Annotated in this window: 14 protein-coding genes; 9 read left to right on the top strand and 5 right to left on the bottom strand. The window is 40.4% G+C overall.

Annotated elements, in window-relative coordinates:
* Positions 1 to 208: 208 nt before the first annotated feature.
* Positions 209 to 4,066, top strand: a complete 3,858-nt coding sequence (locus tag QQK05_RS03170) for a S8 family serine peptidase (protein WP_284295948.1) — start codon at positions 209 to 211, stop codon at positions 4,064 to 4,066.
* A 60-nt stretch (positions 4,067 to 4,126) separates the two neighbouring features.
* Positions 4,127 to 7,696, top strand: coding sequence for a S8 family serine peptidase (locus tag QQK05_RS03165; RefSeq protein WP_284295947.1), 3,570 nt, complete (start codon positions 4,127 to 4,129; stop codon positions 7,694 to 7,696).
* Between the two features lie 143 nt (positions 7,697 to 7,839).
* Here QQK05_RS03165 and ffh read toward each other — a convergent pair whose 3' ends face one another.
* Positions 7,840 to 9,222: a signal recognition particle protein gene (ffh, locus tag QQK05_RS03160; RefSeq protein ID WP_284295946.1), complete on the bottom strand. Its 1,383-nt coding sequence runs from the start codon at positions 9,220 to 9,222 to the stop codon at positions 7,840 to 7,842.
* Positions 9,223 to 9,497: 275 nt separating this feature from the next.
* Here ffh and QQK05_RS03155 point away from each other — a divergent pair, with 275 nt between their 5' ends.
* The 3 genes from QQK05_RS03155 (at position 9,498) to QQK05_RS03145 (ending at position 12,781) form a co-directional block, all read left to right on the top strand.
* Positions 9,498 to 10,556: an SO_0444 family Cu/Zn efflux transporter gene (locus QQK05_RS03155; protein WP_284295945.1), complete on the top strand. Its 1,059-nt coding sequence runs from the start codon at positions 9,498 to 9,500 to the stop codon at positions 10,554 to 10,556.
* 80 nt (positions 10,557 to 10,636) lie between these two features.
* Positions 10,637 to 11,437 (top strand): cytochrome C assembly family protein, encoded by an 801-nt coding sequence (locus tag QQK05_RS03150; RefSeq protein WP_284295944.1) that lies wholly within the window; start codon positions 10,637 to 10,639, stop codon positions 11,435 to 11,437.
* 63 nt (positions 11,438 to 11,500) lie between these two features.
* Entirely contained in the window at positions 11,501 to 12,781 is a 1,281-nt protein-coding gene (locus QQK05_RS03145) for an HlyC/CorC family transporter (protein ID WP_284295943.1), read from the top strand.
* 472 nt (positions 12,782 to 13,253) lie between these two features.
* Here the strand turns inward: QQK05_RS03145 and QQK05_RS03140 are convergent, their stop codons facing one another.
* Together QQK05_RS03140 and gshA are read right to left on the bottom strand one after the other, a co-directional pair.
* Positions 13,254 to 13,868: a transglycosylase SLT domain-containing protein gene (locus QQK05_RS03140; protein WP_284296433.1), complete on the bottom strand. Its 615-nt coding sequence runs from the start codon at positions 13,866 to 13,868 to the stop codon at positions 13,254 to 13,256.
* Positions 13,869 to 14,227: 359 nt separating this feature from the next.
* The gene (gshA, locus tag QQK05_RS03135; protein WP_284295942.1) at positions 14,228 to 15,799 is read right to left on the bottom strand and encodes a glutamate--cysteine ligase; all 1,572 of its coding nucleotides are present in this window, start codon (positions 15,797 to 15,799) and stop codon (positions 14,228 to 14,230) included.
* A gap of 227 nt (positions 15,800 to 16,026) precedes the next feature.
* Between gshA and QQK05_RS03130 the strand changes: the two genes are divergently transcribed.
* Complete coding sequence (locus QQK05_RS03130; RefSeq protein WP_284295941.1) at positions 16,027 to 17,388, top strand: Na+/H+ antiporter NhaC family protein; 1,362 nt, start codon at positions 16,027 to 16,029, stop codon at positions 17,386 to 17,388.
* On the top strand, positions 17,385 to 18,071 hold the full coding sequence (locus tag QQK05_RS03125; protein WP_284295940.1) for a TIGR01621 family pseudouridine synthase: 687 nt from the start codon (positions 17,385 to 17,387) through the stop codon (positions 18,069 to 18,071). Before QQK05_RS03130 ends, QQK05_RS03125 begins: the two co-directional genes overlap by 4 nt.
* 53 nt (positions 18,072 to 18,124) lie before the next feature.
* Here QQK05_RS03125 and QQK05_RS03120 read toward each other — a convergent pair whose 3' ends face one another.
* Together QQK05_RS03120 and QQK05_RS03115 are read right to left on the bottom strand one after the other, a co-directional pair.
* The gene (locus tag QQK05_RS03120; RefSeq protein WP_284295938.1) at positions 18,125 to 19,474 is read right to left on the bottom strand and encodes a sodium-dependent transporter; all 1,350 of its coding nucleotides are present in this window, start codon (positions 19,472 to 19,474) and stop codon (positions 18,125 to 18,127) included.
* 221 nt (positions 19,475 to 19,695) lie between these two features.
* Positions 19,696 to 20,178 carry a YajQ family cyclic di-GMP-binding protein gene (locus tag QQK05_RS03115; RefSeq protein ID WP_284295937.1) on the bottom strand — a complete coding sequence of 161 codons (483 nt, stop codon included), beginning with the start codon at positions 20,176 to 20,178 and terminating at the stop codon, positions 19,696 to 19,698.
* Between the two features lie 186 nt (positions 20,179 to 20,364).
* Between QQK05_RS03115 and QQK05_RS03110 the strand changes: the two genes are divergently transcribed.
* Positions 20,365 to 20,670, top strand: a complete 306-nt coding sequence (locus tag QQK05_RS03110; RefSeq protein WP_284295935.1) for a VanZ family protein — start codon at positions 20,365 to 20,367, stop codon at positions 20,668 to 20,670.
* Positions 20,667 to 21,572 carry a ketopantoate reductase family protein gene (locus QQK05_RS03105; RefSeq protein ID WP_284295933.1) on the top strand — a complete coding sequence of 302 codons (906 nt, stop codon included), beginning with the start codon at positions 20,667 to 20,669 and terminating at the stop codon, positions 21,570 to 21,572. Before QQK05_RS03110 ends, QQK05_RS03105 begins: the two co-directional genes overlap by 4 nt.

The raw sequence follows: 21,572 nt of genomic DNA, 5'->3' as shown, positions 1-21,572 counted from the left end.
AATCAAAACCACAATTAAGATGTTGTTTTAAAAGGAAATAGAACTTTTTTAGAAGTCCATTAGAAGTTAAATGGAAGTAATTTCGAGGTTAATTAGACGGGACGACTATTGTTCATGTTTTTTTTGTTCGTTACAAAAAACTCAGCGGATAAAAACAATAAAAAATACGCCGCGATATAACAAAAAAACAATCAAAGGAAACATGTCAATGAGATTTAACAAAAGCGCATTAGCGCTATGCATCAGTGGTGCATTACTGACGGGTAATGTTATCGCCGATACAAGTGCCCATGCAGAATCACGTGTAGGCTTTAAACAAACTCAGGCTCAAACAGTAGAGTTTACCGTTCACCTTTCACACGCTCCCGCACTGAATAACTACGTAAAAGGTAAACACAACTACAAGAATGAAGCAGCTTTAGTTGCACAACAACAGCAAAGTATTATCAATCATATCCAGTCACTTGATAATCAAGTTCGCATTATTGGTCAGTCTCGTCTATTAGGTAATTTCATTACTGTTTCAAGCGCTAACATCACTAAAGAACAATTACAGCAAATTTCAGGTGTTACTGCGGTAAACGAAGTTGTACGAACAACATCACTTGCACAGAACAACAAGTCATACACACTATCGAACCAGCAACGCAGTGAAGCTGTTTCTGAAGAAATTGTCATGATGGAACCGTTAACTGGCAGCAGTGATGCTGGTGCAGGCGCTACTGTCGCAATCATTTCAACAGGTATTGATTATACTTCGTCATTTTTCGGCGGAAGCGGGGAATATGGTGACGATGGTGACCCTGAAACACCTCCTTTAGCTGGCAGTTACATGGAAGCCTTTGAAAATGGAGCAGTAGGCCCAACGATTCCAGCAGTTGAAGATGACCCGACAACACCAGATGTTGACGAATCAGCCGATGCAATTCCAGGTTATGATGGTTTCCCGACAGATGTGGTTATTGGTGGTAAAGATTTCAACAGTGAAAACTACGGTGAAGATGCCAACCCAATCGACCAAAACTTAATTGGTTCGCATTGGAGTGGCTGGGAGTACCCAACAGGTATGGGTACCGAACTAGCAAGTATCGTTCATCAGTTGGCGCCTTCAGCCAAACTATTTGCTTACAAAGTAACGAATATCTCACCTTACAGCTGGGATCCAACACAATTTGATGTTCGCAGTGCAACTTCAGACTATGTGATGATGGCGATAGAGCATGCACTTGATCCAAATGAAGACGGCGATACCTCAGATCATGTTGATATAGTTTTACTAGATGCTGGTTCTGGTGCTGCATTCTTTGATCCAACTGCAGCAGGTGGCGCAGGTGGTTCGACAATTGTTCAGAATATTATCCAACGCGCTTCAGCGTTAGGAATGACCATAGTTACTCATGCTGGCGCTGGCGGTATGCAAGACCTCGACGGTAATGATACAGAGCACCGTTTCCGTAGCTGGACGTCAACTGAAGGCGCAGCAACAAACGCTATTACTGTGGGTTCTGCTATTTTATCCGATAATGACACCTTAAGTGCGGCTGATTGGTCACCACTTGGACCAATTCGTGGTTCAAAGGCGTTAAAGCCTGAGGTTATGGCGATTGCTAACGATATTCCGGTATCAAAAATCAGTAATGCAGATCCTGACGCAGCAACAAAAGGTATGCGCACTGACGCAGTATCAGCAGCGGCTAAAATTGCAGCAGCAGCGGCCGTTGTTAAAGGTGCTAACCCATCATTAGGGCCAGCAGAAATTAAAGCGTTGTTGGCAAATACTGCTTCTGAACGCAACATAATGGAATACGCAACCCCTGAAAGTGCAATGGCTGAGCTACTATTGATTGGTCATGGTCTTACAGACGTTGAAGCTGCTATTTCATCTCCTGTAATTGTATGGGAAAAATCAAGCTACCAACCATATGTTCAATTTGGTTTCCATGAAGTTGGCGAACAAAAGCGTGTAACAAAATACATTACTTTGCGTAACCTTTCAGATAGTGCTCAAACATACAACATGAGCTACATGATGAATGGGGAAAAAGCGGCTCACGACGCGCTAGAAATTAATTACCCGGCGAGCGTAAATGTGCCAGCTAACTCATCTGTTGAAGTTGCAATTGAAGTTAATATCGATGGCACAATGCTTCCTGAATGGCCATTACAATCAACTGCTGATTACACACCTGAAAATTTAAAATCAACGGAAGTTAACGGATACTTTACTTTAACATCAGAAGGGAACCCTGAAATTAATGTTGGCTGGATGATTCAGGCGCGTAACGAAACCACAATTGATAAAATGGCAGTTGCTACTGAATGGCCGATTTATAAAGGATGGAATGAAGAATTAGGCGGAACTGAATGGGGCGCATTAACTTGGGCAGAGCAATACTACCCTGATGGTGAATGGGGCAATAAAACCTATCGTGCTTTATCTTCATCTTTTGTAAACGAGTCACAGTCGGCTACAACGTTTGAAGCTTACCCAATATTTCAATTCAACACTAATGAACCAGTGGGAAAAGAGAACACAGCTGGTCATAAAATTCGCGCAGTCGGTGGTGGTCTTTACGATGAAGCGATGTGTAGTTCAGGTAAAAAATTATCTATCGCGGTTAATTTTTTCCAACCGGCAAACGTAGCTTTAGCTAATTACATGGACAAAATTGGTGCGCCATTATTCTTCTACGACTTATTCCACGAGCAAATTGTTTTAGACAATGGTGCAAATGAAGCATTCAATGGCATTAATATTTGGGATGAAGCGCAAGTTATTAACCAACCATTTGTTCAGTTAAACAGTCAAGGCCAACCAGCAACATTCTACATTGATTACAACAAAGAATACGATTGGACGAACCCTACAGGTCGTTACACTGAGTCAAAACTACCAGTACGTTTTTCAAACGACGGTACAAATGTTGTTTCTGAAATCTGTATTGATGAAATGTATCACCACGAATTAGATTCTGTAGAAGACTTTGATCAAAACTTAGGTTTCCACCTTGAAACTGACCGTGATGCAATTCGTGATAAAGGTGAGCCAATCGTTCAATTTAACCCGGTTAAAGGCGGTTACTTCGCAGAAGAAGAAGTTTGCCAAACTGGTTGGTTAGGCACTTGGTGTGAAGTGGTTACCGTTGATAAATCTGTACGTATTGGTTTCGGTAATACATCTGAAGAAAACCCATTAGAAACGGCTGAATTAAGTCACGCATATACAGCAGCACCTGGCGAAGAAGTTACCATTGCTGCAGCAAAAGTTGACTTATTTGGTGGCCCAAAAGGCGAGTTTATGGTGATTAGTACTGATGATAACTTCTTTGAACGTGGTTTTGTTGATTTTGACGACGAAGATGGTGCAGTGCACGCTGACGTTCGTGGCGGCCAAAAATTCTCAGTTGATGAAGATGCTGAAATGGGCACCGTTGTTGGCCAAATTAAACTAGACACAGCGGGCTTCTTCGCATTTGGTGATTCAGAGTGGACACCGCACGAATTACATATCATGAATGTTATTCCTGGTTCTCCATTTGCTATAAACCAAGAAACACATGAGTTATACATTGCTAACCCAGATGCAATTGATTATGAGAACCAAACGATGTACGAAGTACAGGTAATGGCTCAACAAGGCAATGGCACTGGCACACCTCAAATGGTGACGGTATACGTTAAAGATATTAATGATGTTGCACCAGAGGTTATGGCAGAAGCGGCTGCAGCTGTGGTAATACCTAAAGTTATGGTTTCTGGTGACAATGCGACTTCGTTTAGTTTCGATATCGCAGGCGTATTTGTTGAAGCAGAAGGTAATGCCTTAACTTACAGCGTAAGCGCTCCTGGTTTAACAGGTGTTAGCATCAATGGCACAACCGTTAGTGGCACTATTGCTGAAGCGGGTAACTATGTAGTAACCGTAACAGCTTCAGACGGCGTAAATGAAACGTCAGCTGACTTCTCAGTATCAGCCGAAGAAGCAGACACTGGTAGCAGTGGTGGTAGCATGGGTGGCATTTTAGCTATTCTTGCTGGCCTAGTTGCTTTCCGTCGTCGTCATTAATTAAAACATATCAAGGGAAGCTCGAATGAGCTTCCCTTTATGTTTATTCGAGAATCAATTATGAATTTTAAAGTTTCTTATTTAGCAATGATTGCAGCTGGAGTTCTATCTCAACAAGCGATCGCAAGTAACGATGACGTTCAGCCAACGCATCAAATTAACCCAACTGAAGAACGAATTAAGACTATTCGTGGCGAGAAAGCTCGCACAGATTCACTATACTATGTACAGTTTACGGATAGCGCATTAGCCGATTACCAAGGCGGTGTTACAGGTTACCCGGCGACAAGCATTCAATCTAATTCAGCAAATGCAACTAGCGAAGGTGTGTTAAATGTAAAATCGTCTTCAAGTATTCGCTACAAATCTTATCTAAAAGCTAAGCAAGACACCTTTGCACTAAAAGCAAAACGCATTCTAGGCCGAGAATTTGCGCCTAAACATAACTATCAAACTGTATTAAACGCTGTTGCTGTCGAATTGACGCCTGCAGAAGCGACTCTATTATTACAACAAAAAGAAGTACGTAACGTTCAAAAAGTAGGAATGCATTTTCTACACACTGCATCAGGCCCTGAATTTATCGGTGCTAAGAAAGCATGGGCAGGCGTTGGTGAGCATTCCGCCTCTCAGGGTGAAGGTGTAATTGTCGGTATCATTGACACGGGTATTAATGCGTTACACCCATCATTTGCCGATGTAGGTGGCGACGGATACGATCACACAAACCCCCTTGGTGAAGGTGTTTATCTAGGTGATTGTCAAACTTATGAAAAATTCTGTAATGACAAGCTTATTGGTATTGTCAGTTACCCTGAAATCACAAATAACCGACCTAATGTTGTAAATGATGCATTTGATGATTTAGAAGATAAGCTAGTTGTAGGTTACGATTTTAATGGTCATGGCTCACACGTTGCATCGACTGCTGCAGGTAACATTTTAAATGACGTAGATTTGTATATGTCGGTGCAAGATGACATTGGCGTGATAGCTGAAAAAAGCAGTTTTACATACGATGCAATTAGTGGTGTTGCACCACATGCAAATATCGTAAGTTACCAGGTTTGTGATGACAATGGTTGTTATTCTGAGCTAACGGTAAAAGCAATTGAGCACGCTATCGATAATGGTGTAAAGGTCCTTAACTATTCAGTGGGCGGAAGCGCTCGAGACCCTTGGCAGTCTATTGACTCGATTGCGTTTTTAAATGCTCGAGCGGCAGGTATTCATGTTGCAACATCAGCAGGTAACTCAGGCCCTGAAGCGTCTACTATTGGTGCACCAGGGAACTCTCCATGGATTACAACGGTAGCAGCATATACTCACGATCAAAGTTTTTCTGAAAATACCTTGTCAGGTTTTGGCGGCGGAAGCTCAACTCCCGAAACAATAACAGGTGCCGGCGCTACAGGGTCATACACAGGTACTATTGTATCTGCAGAAGATTTTGGTGATGCGAGTTGTCTAGAACCATTTCCAGCGGGAACATTTAGTGGCGAAATCGTAGTTTGTGAACGAGGTGAAATTGCTCGTGTTCGCAAAGGGTTAAATGTTAAAGAAGGCGGTGCTGGAGGCCTAATTTTAATCAATGTCGAAGATGGTGCAGAAACAGTTAATGCTGACACTCATGTACTGCCAGCTATCCACGTTGATGCGGTTGACGGCCAAACAATTACTGATTGGTTGGCCTCAGGTGATAACCATAGTGCAACCATTTCAGGTTCAGAAATGATTAAAGATCCTGGTGTTGCTGATATAGCTGGTGACTTCACGTCTCGTGGACCAAATGCGCCATTTACTAATATCTTTGCCCCAGATATCGCCGGCCCTGGTGTAAATATTTATGCCGCTTGGGCAGAAGACATGCCTTTTGTCGATGGTGCTGAAACGACTCCATACGCAGCTATTAGCGGGACTTCAATGTCATCACCTCATATTGCTGGAGCGTTGGCATTAATTCATGCTATCCACCCTGACTGGACCCCTGCTCAAGTGCAATCAGCAATTATGTCGACTGCACATCAGGAAACATACAAGGATGATGACTACGATGGAGTAAAACAGCGCTCTGATTTCTTCGATCAAGGTGCAGGTAGTATCCGTGTAAACAATGCTATTAACGCGGGCTTATTGCTTGATATTACGAAAGAAGAATACCTAGCTGCAGATCCATATCAAAGTGGTGATCCTGGTTCATTAAACACAACAGCTATGGTAAATAACAACTGTGTTACATCTTGTTCATGGACGCGCACGGTAACTGCTACAGTAGATGCAACTTGGACAGCAAGCTATGAAACCTTAAACAATGGATTCTCACTATCAGTTAGCCCAGCATCTTTCACTATCAAAGCAGGTGAAAGCCAGGAGCTAACGATTACTGCAACGTCAAATATTGATTTAGTTGACGAGTGGGTCCACGGTTACGTAAACCTAACACCAAGTGAAAGCTCGATCAGTAATGCACATTTGCAAGCAACTATCGCATTTAAAGCAGGTGTTGTTGTTGACCGAGTAACCGCAGAAGTGAATAACGTAAACAATCAAGTCGTTATCGAAGATGTCGTAACCTCAGGCTCTAACGATTTACAAGCAAAAGGTTTTGGCTTATTTAAAGCGCAGAGTTACACAGGCACAGCACGTGGTTCTTCAACAAACAGTGAAAAAGATTCTCCAACAGCAAATTTAGATAACTTGTTTATCAAGGAAACGATTGTTCGTCCATATACAAAACGTTTGATTGTCAAAATAACAGATACAACTGCACCTGATATGGACTTGTTTGTTGGTATAGATGAAGACGGCGACGGAATCCCAAGTGCCGTAGAATTATTCTACTCACTAGCATGTATCTCAGGCAACGTTGATTCGAATGAGGAATGTATCGTTGAAACACCAATTGCAGGTCAATACTGGATTTTTGCACACAACTATACGGGCTCTATTGCAGGTGAAATGGATGATGTCACGCTAGAAGTAACTCAAATCGGCTACACAGACGATCCATCATTTGATATTGAAGCCCCCTCAAGCGTTGCTACAGATGAAGTTTTTGATGTGAATTTAACGATCAATGGCTATCTAACAGCGACAGAAGAAGAACAAGCAATAGAAGCTAATGAAGTTTATTACGGCTTATTGGAAATGGGATCAACAGAAGGCCTAAAACGTAATATTGGTAGTACGCTAATTCAATTAACAGGCATTGAAAACGAAGAAATCAATCTAGCACCAGAAGTGATTGAAACAATTGCGGATGTCGATACTCAACTAACCCAATCTGGCAGTGTAGAGCTAAATGTCGATATTTCAGGCGTATTCTCAGACCCTGAATCTGCAGAGTTGACAATTACTGTTGCCGGCATCGACGGTTTAACGGTTTCAGGTGATACTATCTCAGGTACGCTAACAGAGACGGGTACCTTTGAGTTATCAGTAACGGCCTCTGACGGTGTTCATCAAACAAGTACACACTTTAACGTAAATGTTGCGGCAGCACCTATCGTGGTGACACCTGACCCGGAGCCAACGCCTCCACCAGCGCCAAGTAGTGGCGGTAGCTTTGGTTACTTATTGTTAATTGCTCTTGGCTTATTAACAACACGAGCACGTAGCATTAAACGTTAATCAGTCACAATAACAATAATATCAAATTCCCTTTGCCCTTTACGTTAAAAACGTAAAGGGCTTTTTATTGCCTCGGGTATATCCTCTCCCCTCTTTTCAATGCATAAAAAAGCCAGTGAATGTCACTGGCTTTTTTGTATTAATTAGCGGCCAAACATGCCACCACCACCGCCCATACCTGGCGGCATCATACCTTTCATACCACGCATCATTTTCTGTATTCCGCCCTTTCCAGACATCTTTTTCATCATTTTCTGCATTTGAGTGAATTGCTTCAAAAGCTTATTCACGTCTTGTATTTGTGTGCCAGAACCCGCGGCGATACGACGCTTGCGTGACCCTTTGATAATTTCAGGACGAGCGCGTTCAGCTGGAGTCATTGAGTTGATGATGGCTTCCATTCTAATGGTTACTTTATCATCCATTTGACCCTTAACTTGATCAGACAAATTGCCCATACCCGGCAATTTATCCATTAAGCCCATCATGCCGCCCATGCTTTTCATTTGAACGAGTTGTTCACGAAAATCTTCAAGGTCAAAGCCCTTGCCTGATTTTACTTTCTTAGCAAGCTTTTGTGCTTTGTCCTTGTCGACCTTTTGCTCAACTTCTTCGATAAGTGACAATACGTCACCCATACCCAATATTCTTGATGCAATACGATCTGGGTGGAATGGCTCAAGTGCTTCAATTTTTTCACCAACACCCATGAATTTAATTGGCTTGCCAGTGATATGACGAATAGACAGCGCTGCACCGCCTCGTGCGTCACCATCTGTTTTAGTTAAGATGACACCAGTCAATGGTAATGCGTCATTAAAGGCTTTTGCAGTATTCGCGGCATCTTGACCGGTCATCGCGTCTACGGTGAAAAGTGTTTCTACCGGCGTAATTGCAGCATGTAAATCAATAATCTCGTCCATCATGTCACTATCAACATGTAAACGACCCGCAGTATCAACAATTAAAACATCGAAAAAGTTCTTTTTAGCATGCTCTATCGCGCTGTTAGCAATATCAATTGGCTTTTGTTCAATATTACTTGGGAAAAACTCAACGCCAACTTCACCAGCTAAGGTTTCAAGCTGCTTGATCGCTGCTGGACGATATACGTCAGCACTTACAACCAGTACTTTTTTCTTTTCACGTTCTTTTAAGAATTTCGATAGTTTTGCAACAGAAGTTGTTTTACCAGCACCTTGTAGACCCGCCATCAAAATCACAGCTGGTGGTGTCGCTTTTAAGTTAAGTGACTCGTTTTGCTCACCCATGGCGGCTTCAAGTTCACCTTGAACAATTTTTACGAAAACCTGTCCCGGTGTAAGGCTTTTTGATACATCAGTACCAATTGCGCGCTCTTTAACTTTCTTAATAAACTCTCGAACAACAGGCAATGCAACGTCGGCTTCAAGTAACGCCATACGCACTTCACGTAACGTATCCTTGATATTTTCTTCAGTGAGTCGGCCACGACCACTGATGTTTTTTAACGTTTTCGTTAAACGATCTGAAAGATTCTCAAACATGAATATCTCAATGTGCTGGTAATTATCGGTAAAATTGACGCTATTATACCTTCAAGCTGAATAATACCAAGTATCATAAATAGCTAATCACTATCTGAAGACTGTGAGGTGTGATATCCGTGAAGCATTTATTTTCGTCGTACAAATACAAAATTGTGGCTTTATTAATAAATTTCAAGTTTTTCATAGATAGATCAAGTCTTATCATTCACCTAGGGCGTAAAATTTGGCATCATAGCTAAGTAGTTAGCAACCTGCAGCAGGAATTGATTTACGTGCTTAATCAACTCATCGACAATTTTATTCTTCTAACCAATGATGCAAGCCCTTGGCTATTGCTCGGCTTGATAATTGCTGGATTAATGCACGCTTGGCTTCCATCAAACCTATTAAAGAAACACCTTGGTAAAGGCAAATCAGCAATCGTTAAAGCGGCGTTCATTGGCGCACCATTACCGTTATGCTCATGTGGCGTGATTCCTGTCGCTACAGAGCTCAAAAGAAATGGCGCATCGGATAGTGCAACCTCTTCTTTTTTAGTTGCAACCCCAGAAACTGGCGTTGACTCGATTACTGTGTCATATGCCATGTTAGGTCCTCTGTTCGCTATCTACCGACCAATAGCTGCAGTTTCATCAGCAATTATCACTGGATTTCTTGTTTTAACAGATAATGGCGAATTCAAAAAAGCCAAAGAAGATCCAGAAAGTAGTTCATGTTGCGCAAGTAACTCTGCACCCGCTCCCAAAAAAACAAGTTGTTGTAGCGCTAATCCAACTCCGCCATCAGCGATAGAAAAAACGCTATCGGGTGTTAAATATGCCGCAACAAAGTTAATTGACGACTTAATTGTTTGGTTAATGATCGGATTGTGTTTTGCGACCTTGATTAAAACCTTCGTGCCAGAGAGCTTCTTATTAAGCTACGGTAGCGGCCTACCCGCTATGCTACTTATTATCGCCATTTCAATTCCAATGTATATTTGTGCAACAGCTTCAACACCTATTGCGGCTGGCTTTATATTAGCTGGCATATCACCAGGCACGGCCTTAGTTTTTATGATGGCGGGTCCAGCAACCAATATTTCGACATTAGGTGTCATTAAAAAAGAAATGGGTAAAGGTGTGTTGATGCGCTATTTAGTCGGCGTAGCTGTTTCAGCCATTCTATTTGGTCTCGGCCTTGATTCGCTGTTGGCATGGCAAAATATTAATATAGCCGAGCAAATGTCTCATAGCCATGAAGTGGTTTCACCTTGGTTAGCATACAGTTGCTCAATTCTATTAGCGGTGCTTGCAATAAGACCATTGCGCAAATTATTGTTAAAAGCATAATTATAAGTGCACGTGAGCAGATATTTGTTTAGAATCGAACAAGTAAAAAATAACGATAAGTCATACATTTGGAGTTTTTAGTGGATAGCTCAGCTATTTTGGCCATTAGCGCATTTTCTTGTTACTTGATTGCAGCCGTTGCTGTCATTGCAAGACTATTCCATCCTAAAGGTCCAAATATCACTTTTGTATTGACCTTCGCAAGCCTAGGTATCCTTTTGCATGCAATTGGCTTGGCAGACCGATTATTCATTCATAGTGAAATTAACTTCAATTTACCTAATGTTATTGCATTGGTTAGTTTAGTGATCACCGCTGCCGTTAGTGTGGGCGCGACAAAATACAAATTAAACTTATTGTTACCTGTTTCTTATATTTTTGCAGGGCTATGGCAGCTTAGTTTAGTTATTTTACCCGTTAGCGATACAATTTCACTAAGCGCCAGTAAGATGGCACTAGTTAGCCACATAACGTTAGCATTAGTCGCTTATTGTATCTTAGTCATTGCAAACCTGTATGCGTTCCAAGTCACTTATATTAATCAAAAGCTGAAAACAAAAAATCTTGCTGCGGTTAATCATTTACCACCATTAATGCAAGTTGAAAATCAGTTGTTTATGATTTTAGCAACAGGAACCCTATGCTTATTGATTAGTGATATCACTGGCTTCTTGTTCTTAGAGACGTTCTTATCTAAAGAATATGCGCATAAAACAGTATTATCATTAATCGCTTTAGGCTTATATGTAGTTACACTTTGGGGTCACTTCAAACAAGGTTGGCGTGGTCACCGAGTGTTACTGTTAATCACCAGTGCCACCATCATTTTAACCCTTTCATACTTTGGTAGTAGATTTGTTAAAGAGTTTCTCATCACCTGACTTTTAAGGTATAAATAGACTACTTTGCCATGACTTTAAGACATAATTCATAGGATTTATTAATTGGACGACATATCCACCAGTGCGCTGTTTATTATTCTTGGCGTACTGCTATTAATCTCAGGTTATTTTTCTGGCTCCGAAACGGGCATGATGAGTGTAAACCGTTACCGTCTTCGTCATTTAGAAAATGAAAAACACAAAGGCGCGATTCGTGTAAGTAAATTGCTCGATAGACCAGATCGTCTAATTGGCTTGATTCTTATTGGTAACAACCTCGTAAATATTGCTGCGTCGGCGATAGCGACTATTATTGGTATTCGTTTATTCGGTGATGTCGGCGTTGTTTATGCAACGTTCGCATTAACGCTAATTGTCTTGATTTTCGCTGAAGTTACGCCAAAAACACTTGCTGCGCTTTATCCAGAAAAAGTCGCCTTTCCGAGCTCTATCATCCTTGCAGCATTATTGAAAGTATTCTTTCCTATTGTCATTGTCATTAACTGGATAACTAATTCATTTCTCGCCGTATTGCGCATTAGCCCAGAACAACGTGAACAGCATAGTTTAAGTAATGAAGAGTTAAGAACTGTCGTAAACGAGTCGAGTGCGCTTATCCCAGAGCAAGACCAAAACATGTTGGTGAGTATTCTTGACCTCGAAAAAGTTACGGTTGAAGACATAATGATCCCGCGCAGTGAGCTTGTTGGTATTGATATCAATGAAGATTGGAAAAAGATCCAAAAACAACTCACCGGCTCAAACCATACTCGAGTATTACTATATCGCGATAATATTGATGACGTTGTTGGCTATATCCATATGCGCGACGCTTTGAAACTATTATCAAAAAACCAGTTTACAAAAGCTACGCTATTACGCGCAGTAAGAGAAATGTACTTTATTCCAGAAGGAACACCGTTAAACGTTCAACTGCTTAAGTTTCAACATGCAAAAGAGCGTTTAGGCCTAGTTGTCGACGAATACGGTGATATCCAAGGCCTTGTTACCTTAGAGGATATCTTAGAAGAAATCGTGGGTGACTTCACAACGACAATGGAACCAGCACCAAGCGAAGAAGTTCATAAACAACCTGACGGTAGTTATTTAGTTGATGGTAGTGCCACGATACGTGATATCAACAAGGAAATGTCATGGGAGTTTCCTACAGATGGGCCTAAAACCATCAACGGACTTATTCTGGAAGTCTTAGAAGAGATTCCACAAGCTCAAATGAGCCTACGAATTGCTGGATACCCAATTGAGATCGTTGATACTAGTGACAACATGATCAAAACTATTCGTGTGATCCCTGATCACTTTGTCGATCACGACGAAGATTAACCTTCTTTTCAAGGCGAATACAAATGAACGACATGAAATTGAAATAGTTTTCTTGTCGTTTTTTTGGCTTGACCAATTAATCAAGTTTTCTCTCTAGCGCTTATTTTTTGTGGATAATTAAAACACCGACAAAAGTTATCCACAAAGTTATTAATTATTCAAGATCGATTTATTAACTTTCCACAATATCTGTGGATAACGCTATATAGCCCAATAAAACCTAGACCTCTGGTTTTGCAATGTTTTTTTGCATTTTTTTTTACTTTTTTTTACGAAAAATTGTTGATGAAAATATCACTAATTTATTCATAAAAATAAGTCAATTTGATTAAATTTGGCACGAATTTTTGATCCTGCTTTAAGATATGCACAAAGTCGATCATTTGCAGTGGAAAAAGATCTGGCTTTATAGATCAAAAAAGCCAGAGTAAATTACCCTGGCTCTTTATCATGACGAATAAGCGTTATGAAACTAACCGAAAAATAAACGCCATAACCAACCATGTTCTAACTCTTCCTGGCAGCTTTTCAACTGACTTGAATAACGTCGCGCACGATTGTCTACTTTTCTAGAGACTTTAACTAGCCACGGCTTCTTTTTGTAGCTCTTACGCTTATAACCACCCCATCCTTCATGGTAATTTAAATATTGATTGTATGCGTCCCACTTTGACACTTTATTAATCTTATTGGTTTTGTAGATGAACCATCCCATAAAATCAATAGCATCATCAAAATCGTCTCGGTCTGCTCCCCAGTTTCCTGATTCTTTAATGTAATCATCCCAAGTCATCGTTTTGGCTTGTGAATACCCATAAGCGCTACTTACTCGTCCCCATGGAATAAACCCAAGCACATAGTTACGCGGTGGTGTCGCATCATGTCTAAAAGAGCTCTCTTGATACATCATCGCCATCGGCACATGAATGGGCACTCCCCACTGATCTTTTGCATCTTTGGCAGCATCATACCAATCTCGATTTTCTCTAAATATTTCGCAGATATTTTCAGGATTCTTAGGTGGTGGAGTCGCGCAACTCGACAGTGTAGCGAGGCATAAAGCACTAATTATAACTTGTTTGAACATTACAGCTTTGGTTAACTTTAATTGTCGTTCTATCATGCCAGATGAACGCATATTGTCTAGCTTAATAAAATAAATTAAAAAAAATAAAATTATTTTGAACTTTATGAGCACACCATACTCATAGTATACGAGAGGCTTTATTTCCCTTAGTGTTTCATGTTTTTAATCGCGCTTTTACCCGAATGCGCGATTTTTTTTTGCGGAAAATAAAAAAATAATTGAATAAAAAATGAACTAAATGAATTTTGAACTATCATAATAAGTGAAAGCGAAACCTCCCTGGACTGCTTTCTTTTTTATTACAGCGCGTTGCCCTAACGCGCTTTTTTTCGTCAAAAATTCATTAACTTACAGCTAGTTTATGAAGAGAAGTAGTCCGATATAAAATCATCAAAGTTCATGGTGTCACTTTCCTCAATCGCTTGCTGCTCTTGATGTGAAGCGATTGCCGCCTTCTCAAAATAATCCTGTGTGTAAAATTGATAATTTTTCTTACTCAACTCTGCTTTATATTCGGCAGCCATTGATAAGGCAGTTTTCGTAAGACTGTTTTCACCCGCAACCACATGATCAAGGATTTTAGCAGACGGCGTTAACGAGGCATCATTCACCTTCTTGTGTTCATCATTAAGAACTTGTTGATACGCGTCATTACCATGAGCTTCATCAAGAAGCATCGCAATCGGCATCATTGATTCAAAAATTTCCTGTCCCCATCCGGTGATCGACTTTTGCTTGTCACCATCACCCAATTTAAGTTCAGGATCTCGGCCCCTGACAACGACCGCATTCATATTATCTTCAAACTGTTGCTGTGTGTCACAATCTAGAGCAGGACTTTCCCGTAAAACACAATACATTAAGAAGATATCAAGAAACTTAACCTGTGCTAATGAAATACCTGTCGAGCTAAAAGGGTTGACGTCAAGCGCTCTAACTTCAATGTACTCAACACCACGTTCCGCGAGTGCATGTGATGGTTTTTCTCCTGACTTTGCGACGCGTTTGGGGCGAACAGGAGAGTATAGCTCGTTTTCAATTTGCAATACTTTACTATTAAGCTGTTGATATTTACCGTCTTTCTTAATCCCTATTTTTTCAAATTCATCCGATGAAACTGCCATTGCTTTTTCAACTTGTGTTAAATATTGGGGCAATGAGTTATAACAAATATATAAACTTGATTGAGCATTGTTGGTATAGCCTAAATCGCTCATTCTCAACGAGGTTGCATATGGCAAATACATGTAACCACTTTTCGACTTTTCAAAAGGTAAATTCGTTTCTCTGCCTTGCAGGAATGAAGGGCAAATTGCAGGGGAACTGCCGTAAAGGTATGGGATCAGCCAACAGTAACGTTTGTAGTTTCTCAGTAACGCAAAGTATTTGTCAGACTTGTAGTCCTGCATGCTTTGCTGATTGTTCTCTAGCTTTTTCAGGACTTGCCAGAAACCGTCAGGAAATGAAAAATTAAAATGAATACCTGCGATAACTTGCATCATACTGCCATAACGATTCTTTAATCCTTGGCGATACACAGTTTTCATTGTACCAATATTTGACTTGCCGTAATTAGCTAAAGGAATCGTATTTGCATCGTCAACAAAACACGGCATCGACAATGGCCATAATAATTCATCACCGATCTCACTAAGCACAAACTTTTGAATATCCTCAAGCTGGCCTATTGCCTGCTCGGCACTATCTGAGACTGGCGTAATAAATTCAAGCAAATTCTCAGCGTAGTCAGTTGTGATTTGCCCGTGTGTGAGCGCACTGCCCAAGTTATGATAGTGCGGGTGGCTTGATAACTCGCCATGGGGTAAAACACGTAAAGACTCTCGTTCAATACCACGTGTGATCTTCGTTAATGAAGATAATTGTTGATGCTCTCGCAATGCTTGCGCGAAATCTTGAATTGAAACTGACAAAGTGACCCCAAAAATTTTTTGACGATAGTTCTATAACAGCTAATGTTAGGGTATTTATTTGCTTATCAACCCTAAAAATAAATTATTACAGATTAAATGTTTAACTTTAGTTGAATTAGACCAAAGCAACAACGAATAGCTTTCCTATCCTAACAAATAAATAGTATCGAATATTGCTGGGTTACGTTAAAGTATCGCCTATTAGAAAAACAACGATTAAATTCCTTATGCAAGATTCTCCATTAAGCCTTCTACCTCCAATTGTCGCCATTGCTGTTGCGATTTGGCGCAGAAATGCGCTTCTAGCGTTATTTGTTGGTTTAGTCTTGTGTTTTGTCATGATTAACCAATGGCAAGTTCTCGACGGCATCATTGGTACAGGCGCGAGTGTCATAGACGTCTTTGGCTCAACCTACAATGTTTATATTGTTGTTTTTAGTTTACTTATTGGTGCACTCGTCACCTTGTTAAATCGTTCCGGTGCAGTCAACGGATTTATTGAAAGCCTTGCAAATATGAACTTGGTGAAGAATTCACGCCAAGCGAGTTTGTTACCAACGGTAATTGGAAGTGCTATTTTTACAGATACTAATTTGAGTATGTTCACCGCTGGTACTGCATCACAAAAATTATTCGATAGGTACCGAATTTCTCGGGCGAGATTAGCCTTTTTAATTGACTCGACTTGTTCGCCAATTAGTATATTGTTTTTGATTAATGGCTGGGGTGCCTACGTACTTGGTTTGCTTGATGGGTATCAGCTCGATGACCCCGTCGGTATTTTAATTGGCACAATCGGTTACAATTTTTATGCAATACTGGCGGTAGCTATCGCCTATTTAACCGCTTACACAGGTAGAGAGTTTGGCCCATTGGCTCAAGCAAAACCGTTTAGTACAAAAACCACGTCATTTGAAACTGATAAAATTGCTCCAGCATATGTAATGTGGGCTCCTTTATTGACGTTAATCGGATTAACACTCGGCTTACTACTCATAACCGGTGAGGGAGATATCAGACGAGGTTCTGGCGCTTTTTCCGTATTTTGGTCAATCGTGACATCACTTGCATTGCTCATTACACTTGTAAGCTTGAATAAATTAATGGATGCCAAAGAGATACTACAAACATCGCTTTCAGGTATCAAAAATATGGTGATTCCCGTTAGCATTCTTGTTTTATCTTTCGCTTTTGGTGACGGCATAAAGGCGCTTGGAACAGGTGTTTATGCCAGTGAAATCTTAGCAAATGATCTACCGTTATATCTGCTAGCACCGACCCTATTTATCGTTGCTGGATTTATGGCTTTTGCGACAGGTACGTCATGGGGAACATTCGCTATTTTAATTCCAATCGCCGTTCCAATTGCTATCGATACAGGATTACCTGTTCCCTACTTGGTTGCTGCTGTGTTAGGTGGCGGTGTATTCGGTGACCACGCATCACCGATTTCTGATTCTACCGTTGTTGCCTCAATCGCCAGCGGTTGTGACCACATAGAACACGTTAAAACACAGTTACCGTATACCTTATTTGCGGCGATTATCTCAATTATTGTTTATGGCGCGATCGGTGTTTATTTAACATGATACAGGTGATTGCCGAGCACCCAGACTTCTACATAGTTAACAAGCCAGCAGATGTTAACTTTCACGATGAAGGCGAACTTGGTCAAGGCTTTTTTAATCAAGCGAAAGAGTCGCTACCAAGCGACGAGCTTTACCCTGTTCACCGACTTGACAAAATGACGTCAGGATTGGTCATCTTAGCTAAATCTAAGGCGAGTGCATCGTCCTTTCAAACATTATTTAGCAGCCATCAGATCAACAAGTTCTATCTCGCCGTAAGTAGCCAGAAACCTAAAAAAAAGCAAGGCACTATCAAAGGCGACATGGCTAAAAGTCGCCGAGGCACATACAAACTATTGCGTACGTTAGAAAACCCGGCAATTACTCAGTTTTTTTCTCAAAGCATTGGACAAGGTCAACGTTTATACTTATTGCGTCCCTTGTCTGGTAAAACTCACCAAATAAGGGTGGCATTAAGTAGTATAGGAGCGCCGATTTTGGGTGATAATCACTATGCGAAAGGTGCGGATAAAGACTCTGACAGAGGCTACTTGCACGCCTATCAACTTTGTTTTGAGTGGAACGGGGAATTAAAGCACTATATGTGCCCACCAACGAGCGGTATTCACTTTCTAAGAGATAAGAGCTTGGAACAGCTCAACGTGTGGCAACACCCTAGCCAATTACCTTGGCCTAAAACCTGATTCATCAAGCATAGATACAAAAAAAATGCCGAACATAGTTCGGCATTTTTCGATTAAGTTAAAGAGTGGAGGAAAACTGCTGCTATCGCCACTGGACAAACTAACTTGACGTACCATGGCCAAATTTTCCAAAACAAGCTAGAGTCAACGTTATCATAGCCTTGCTTGATCTCTTCCAAAATAGAATTGCGATGCCAAATCCAACCGGCAAATACACAAACAAGCATTGCGATAATCGGCTGTCCGTATTGTGTTGAAATCATCGCAACCATATCGAGCATAAAGCTAATATTAAACACAATAATGATTGATAATATTAAAATGCCTAAGCCAATAAACAATGTCGCTCTTTCGCGCTGAATACCATGACGTTCAACGGCATAAGATACAGGCCCTTCGAGCATTGAAATAGATGATGTTAATGCGGCAATCGACATTAATACAAAGAAAGCAAAACCAACAAATAAACCAATACTGCCCATTGAATCAAATAGTGTTGGTAACACTTTAAAAACTAACGTTGCCCCTTCAATTAATTTACCATCGGCTGAAAATATTTGTACGCCTTGCGCTTGTGCAACGTACATCGCAGGGATAATCAGTAAGCCAGCTAAAAAGGCGATTGAAATATCAATTAATGTGACTTGAGCACCAATACTCACCATATTTTCAGTTTTAGCGATATATGAACCATAAATGATCATGACGCTGGTACCTAAAGACAATGAAAAGAACGCTTGTCCTAAAGCACTAAGAATTAAGCTTGGCTCAAGTACACGTGAAAAATCTGGATTCAAGTAAGCGTTAAGGCCTTCATCAGCGCCTTTTAACGTTAATACATAACCAATTAGCAAGATTAACAAGCCAATCATCATCGGCATTAAACGTTTAGACCACTTCTCAATACCTTGCTCGACACCGCGGCGAATAATCAAGATAGTTAGCCCCATGAAGAGCACAGTAAAGAGTAGGTTACGCACTAAAGACTGCTCAACTAACCAATCTGCTGCTCCCGTTGCACCTGCAATGCGAGCAACAGGTTCCAGCGCATATGACATCATCCAGCCAGCTAAGATACCGTAAAAGCTTAAGATGAGTGCAGCACAAATAATACCGCCAAAGCCGACGACAAAAGCAAAACGTTTTTGCCATAACTTACTCGACATTTTTTGTAATGAGGTTACAGCATTGGCTTGACCGTAGCGACCAATGAGAATTTCAGCCATAAATGCTGGGTACGCTAGACAGAAAGCCAAAATTAAATATACGAAAACAAACGCAGCGCCACCATTCGTTGCAGTCTGTGTAGGGAACCCCCAAATATTGCCAAGTCCAACTGCTGAACCGGCTGCGGCCATTATAAAACCGAGACGAGAGCTAAACGCTCCTCTTGATACACCCATGAAATTTTACTTCTAATTAATTGTTATAGTAATCAACATAATGTACTTAATGTTAATTTAAAAAAACAGCACTAATGTGTATTAATACGTGTTTGGCGAACAAACAACCAATCCAACAAGTGTAAAGGAAAGCATACTAGGGTTGTTTACATTAGGAATGTTGCATCTCACTAATATTAAAAAAGGAGGCAGTGCCTCCTTTGTCAAATGAGCGATAAGTACTAATCTTTAAAGTTAGTAAACTGGAAGCTTTGCTCCATATCCGCTTCTTTTACGAGTCGCATAACTGCTTGTAAGTCATCTCGCTTTTTACCAGTAACACGTACTTTATCGCCCTGAATAGCCGCTTGAACTTTCATTTTGCTGTCTTTAATTAACTTAACAACTTGCTTAGCAACAGGCTGTTCAATCCCTTCTTTAAATGTCAGAGCAGCAAAAACGGTTTTTCCTGAGTGATTAAAGTCACCTACATTCATTGCTTTCGCATCAATACCGCGTTTAGCAAGCTGACCACGGAACATATCAATTAATTGGTTTAATTGAAAATCCACTTCTGTTTTTGCTGTTGCTACAGGAGATTTCCACTCTACGGTCGCATCAACACCACGAAAATCAAATCGCGTAGCAACTTCACGTGTTGTATTTTCTACAGCATTACGTACTTCTTCTAAATTTGTTTCAGAAACAATATCTAATGATGGCATAGCGCCCTCTTATTAATTAACAAATAGTGGTGGTAGTTTATCAAAGCCTATTTTTATAACCAAGACGTTATCTCTTTCAATAGTTTTTTTATTGAACCATGATATTATTGAGACATGTAAATCAACACTCTTGCAATTTTGAAAAGTCGTCAACAATTACTTTTTTTTCTTTTCTTTGTTCTATTAATGACAGGGATTTTCATCTCTACAGATTCTAGTTCAGCCATTTTCCAGCATGCACAAATTGATACGATAGGCCATTTCATTGGCTTTTTCTGTCTTGCTTGGTTTCTTCACGCTTTTTTAAAACTCTCTTTATTAACCTTAACACCAACATTGGTCGTCTATGGGTTGTTAACTGAAGTTGGACAAGCGTATTTAGGGTTTAGAAATGGCGAATTCAGTGACTTTTTTGCTGATGTGCTAGGCATTTTATTTTTCGTATTACTACGATGGGCTGCCATGATGTATGGCTATAGATTAAAAAAATGAACATTGTGATTATTGGCGCTGGCGCTATCGGTTTGCTGCTGCATAAGCAAATCAAAGATAACTTACCGTTAAATAATAAGCTTCAAATAGTCAGTAACAAACAATCTATCCCCCCACAATATCAATTTGAGCACTTAGATGGCACGTTAACGAATGTTTTGTTTGCTGCAGCGAATAGAGAATCAATTTCTCAAGCCGATATTATCATTATTTGCGTAAAAGCTTTTCAGGTCGTTAATGTTATCGAACAACATTGTGAAAACCTCAATAAATCTGCAAGCATAGTTCTGTCGCATAATGGTATGGGAGTTTACGAAGCGCTGCCTGATTCACTCAAAATTCAGCATCCAATTTACGCTTTATTGACAACCAACGGCAGTAAAAAGAATGCTGACTGGTCAGTCACACACACGGGCATTGGGCATTATGATTTTGGCTTACTTAATAATGGTGTTTTAATTGACCACAACGCTCACACTGCTTTTCTCAAAGCGGTTATCCCAAACATTAACTACCATGAAGACATTAAAGAGAAGCAATGGCAAAAATTAGCCATCAATAGCGTCATCAATCCAATTACAGCGCTAAACAACATCAAAAATGGTGATGTACTCAAGCCAGAGTTTAGGACTTTAAAAAAGCAATTAATCGATGAGTTTGTCCGTGTTGCCGAGTCGGAAGGGGTACACTTTGATGCAGATTCGCTAGAATACAGTATCAATCAAGTCGCCAGCAACACTGCAGAAAATACGTCATCAATGTTGAGTGACGTAATTTCAAAAAGAAAAACTGAGATAGAGTTTATAAATGGTTATCTTGGATTGATCGCAAATAAGCACAATAAAAATCGACTGGCCAAAACTCACTGCGAACTTGTAGAACGAATTAATAATCTCATTTGA

It is taken from the genome of Thalassotalea loyana, from assembly GCF_030161435.1.
In the GTDB taxonomy this organism is placed as follows: Bacteria; Pseudomonadota; Gammaproteobacteria; order Enterobacterales; family Alteromonadaceae; genus Thalassotalea_G; species Thalassotalea_G loyana.
The sequence above is the reverse complement of the archived record's forward strand: the minus strand, read 5'-3'. Positions and strand labels throughout refer to the sequence as shown.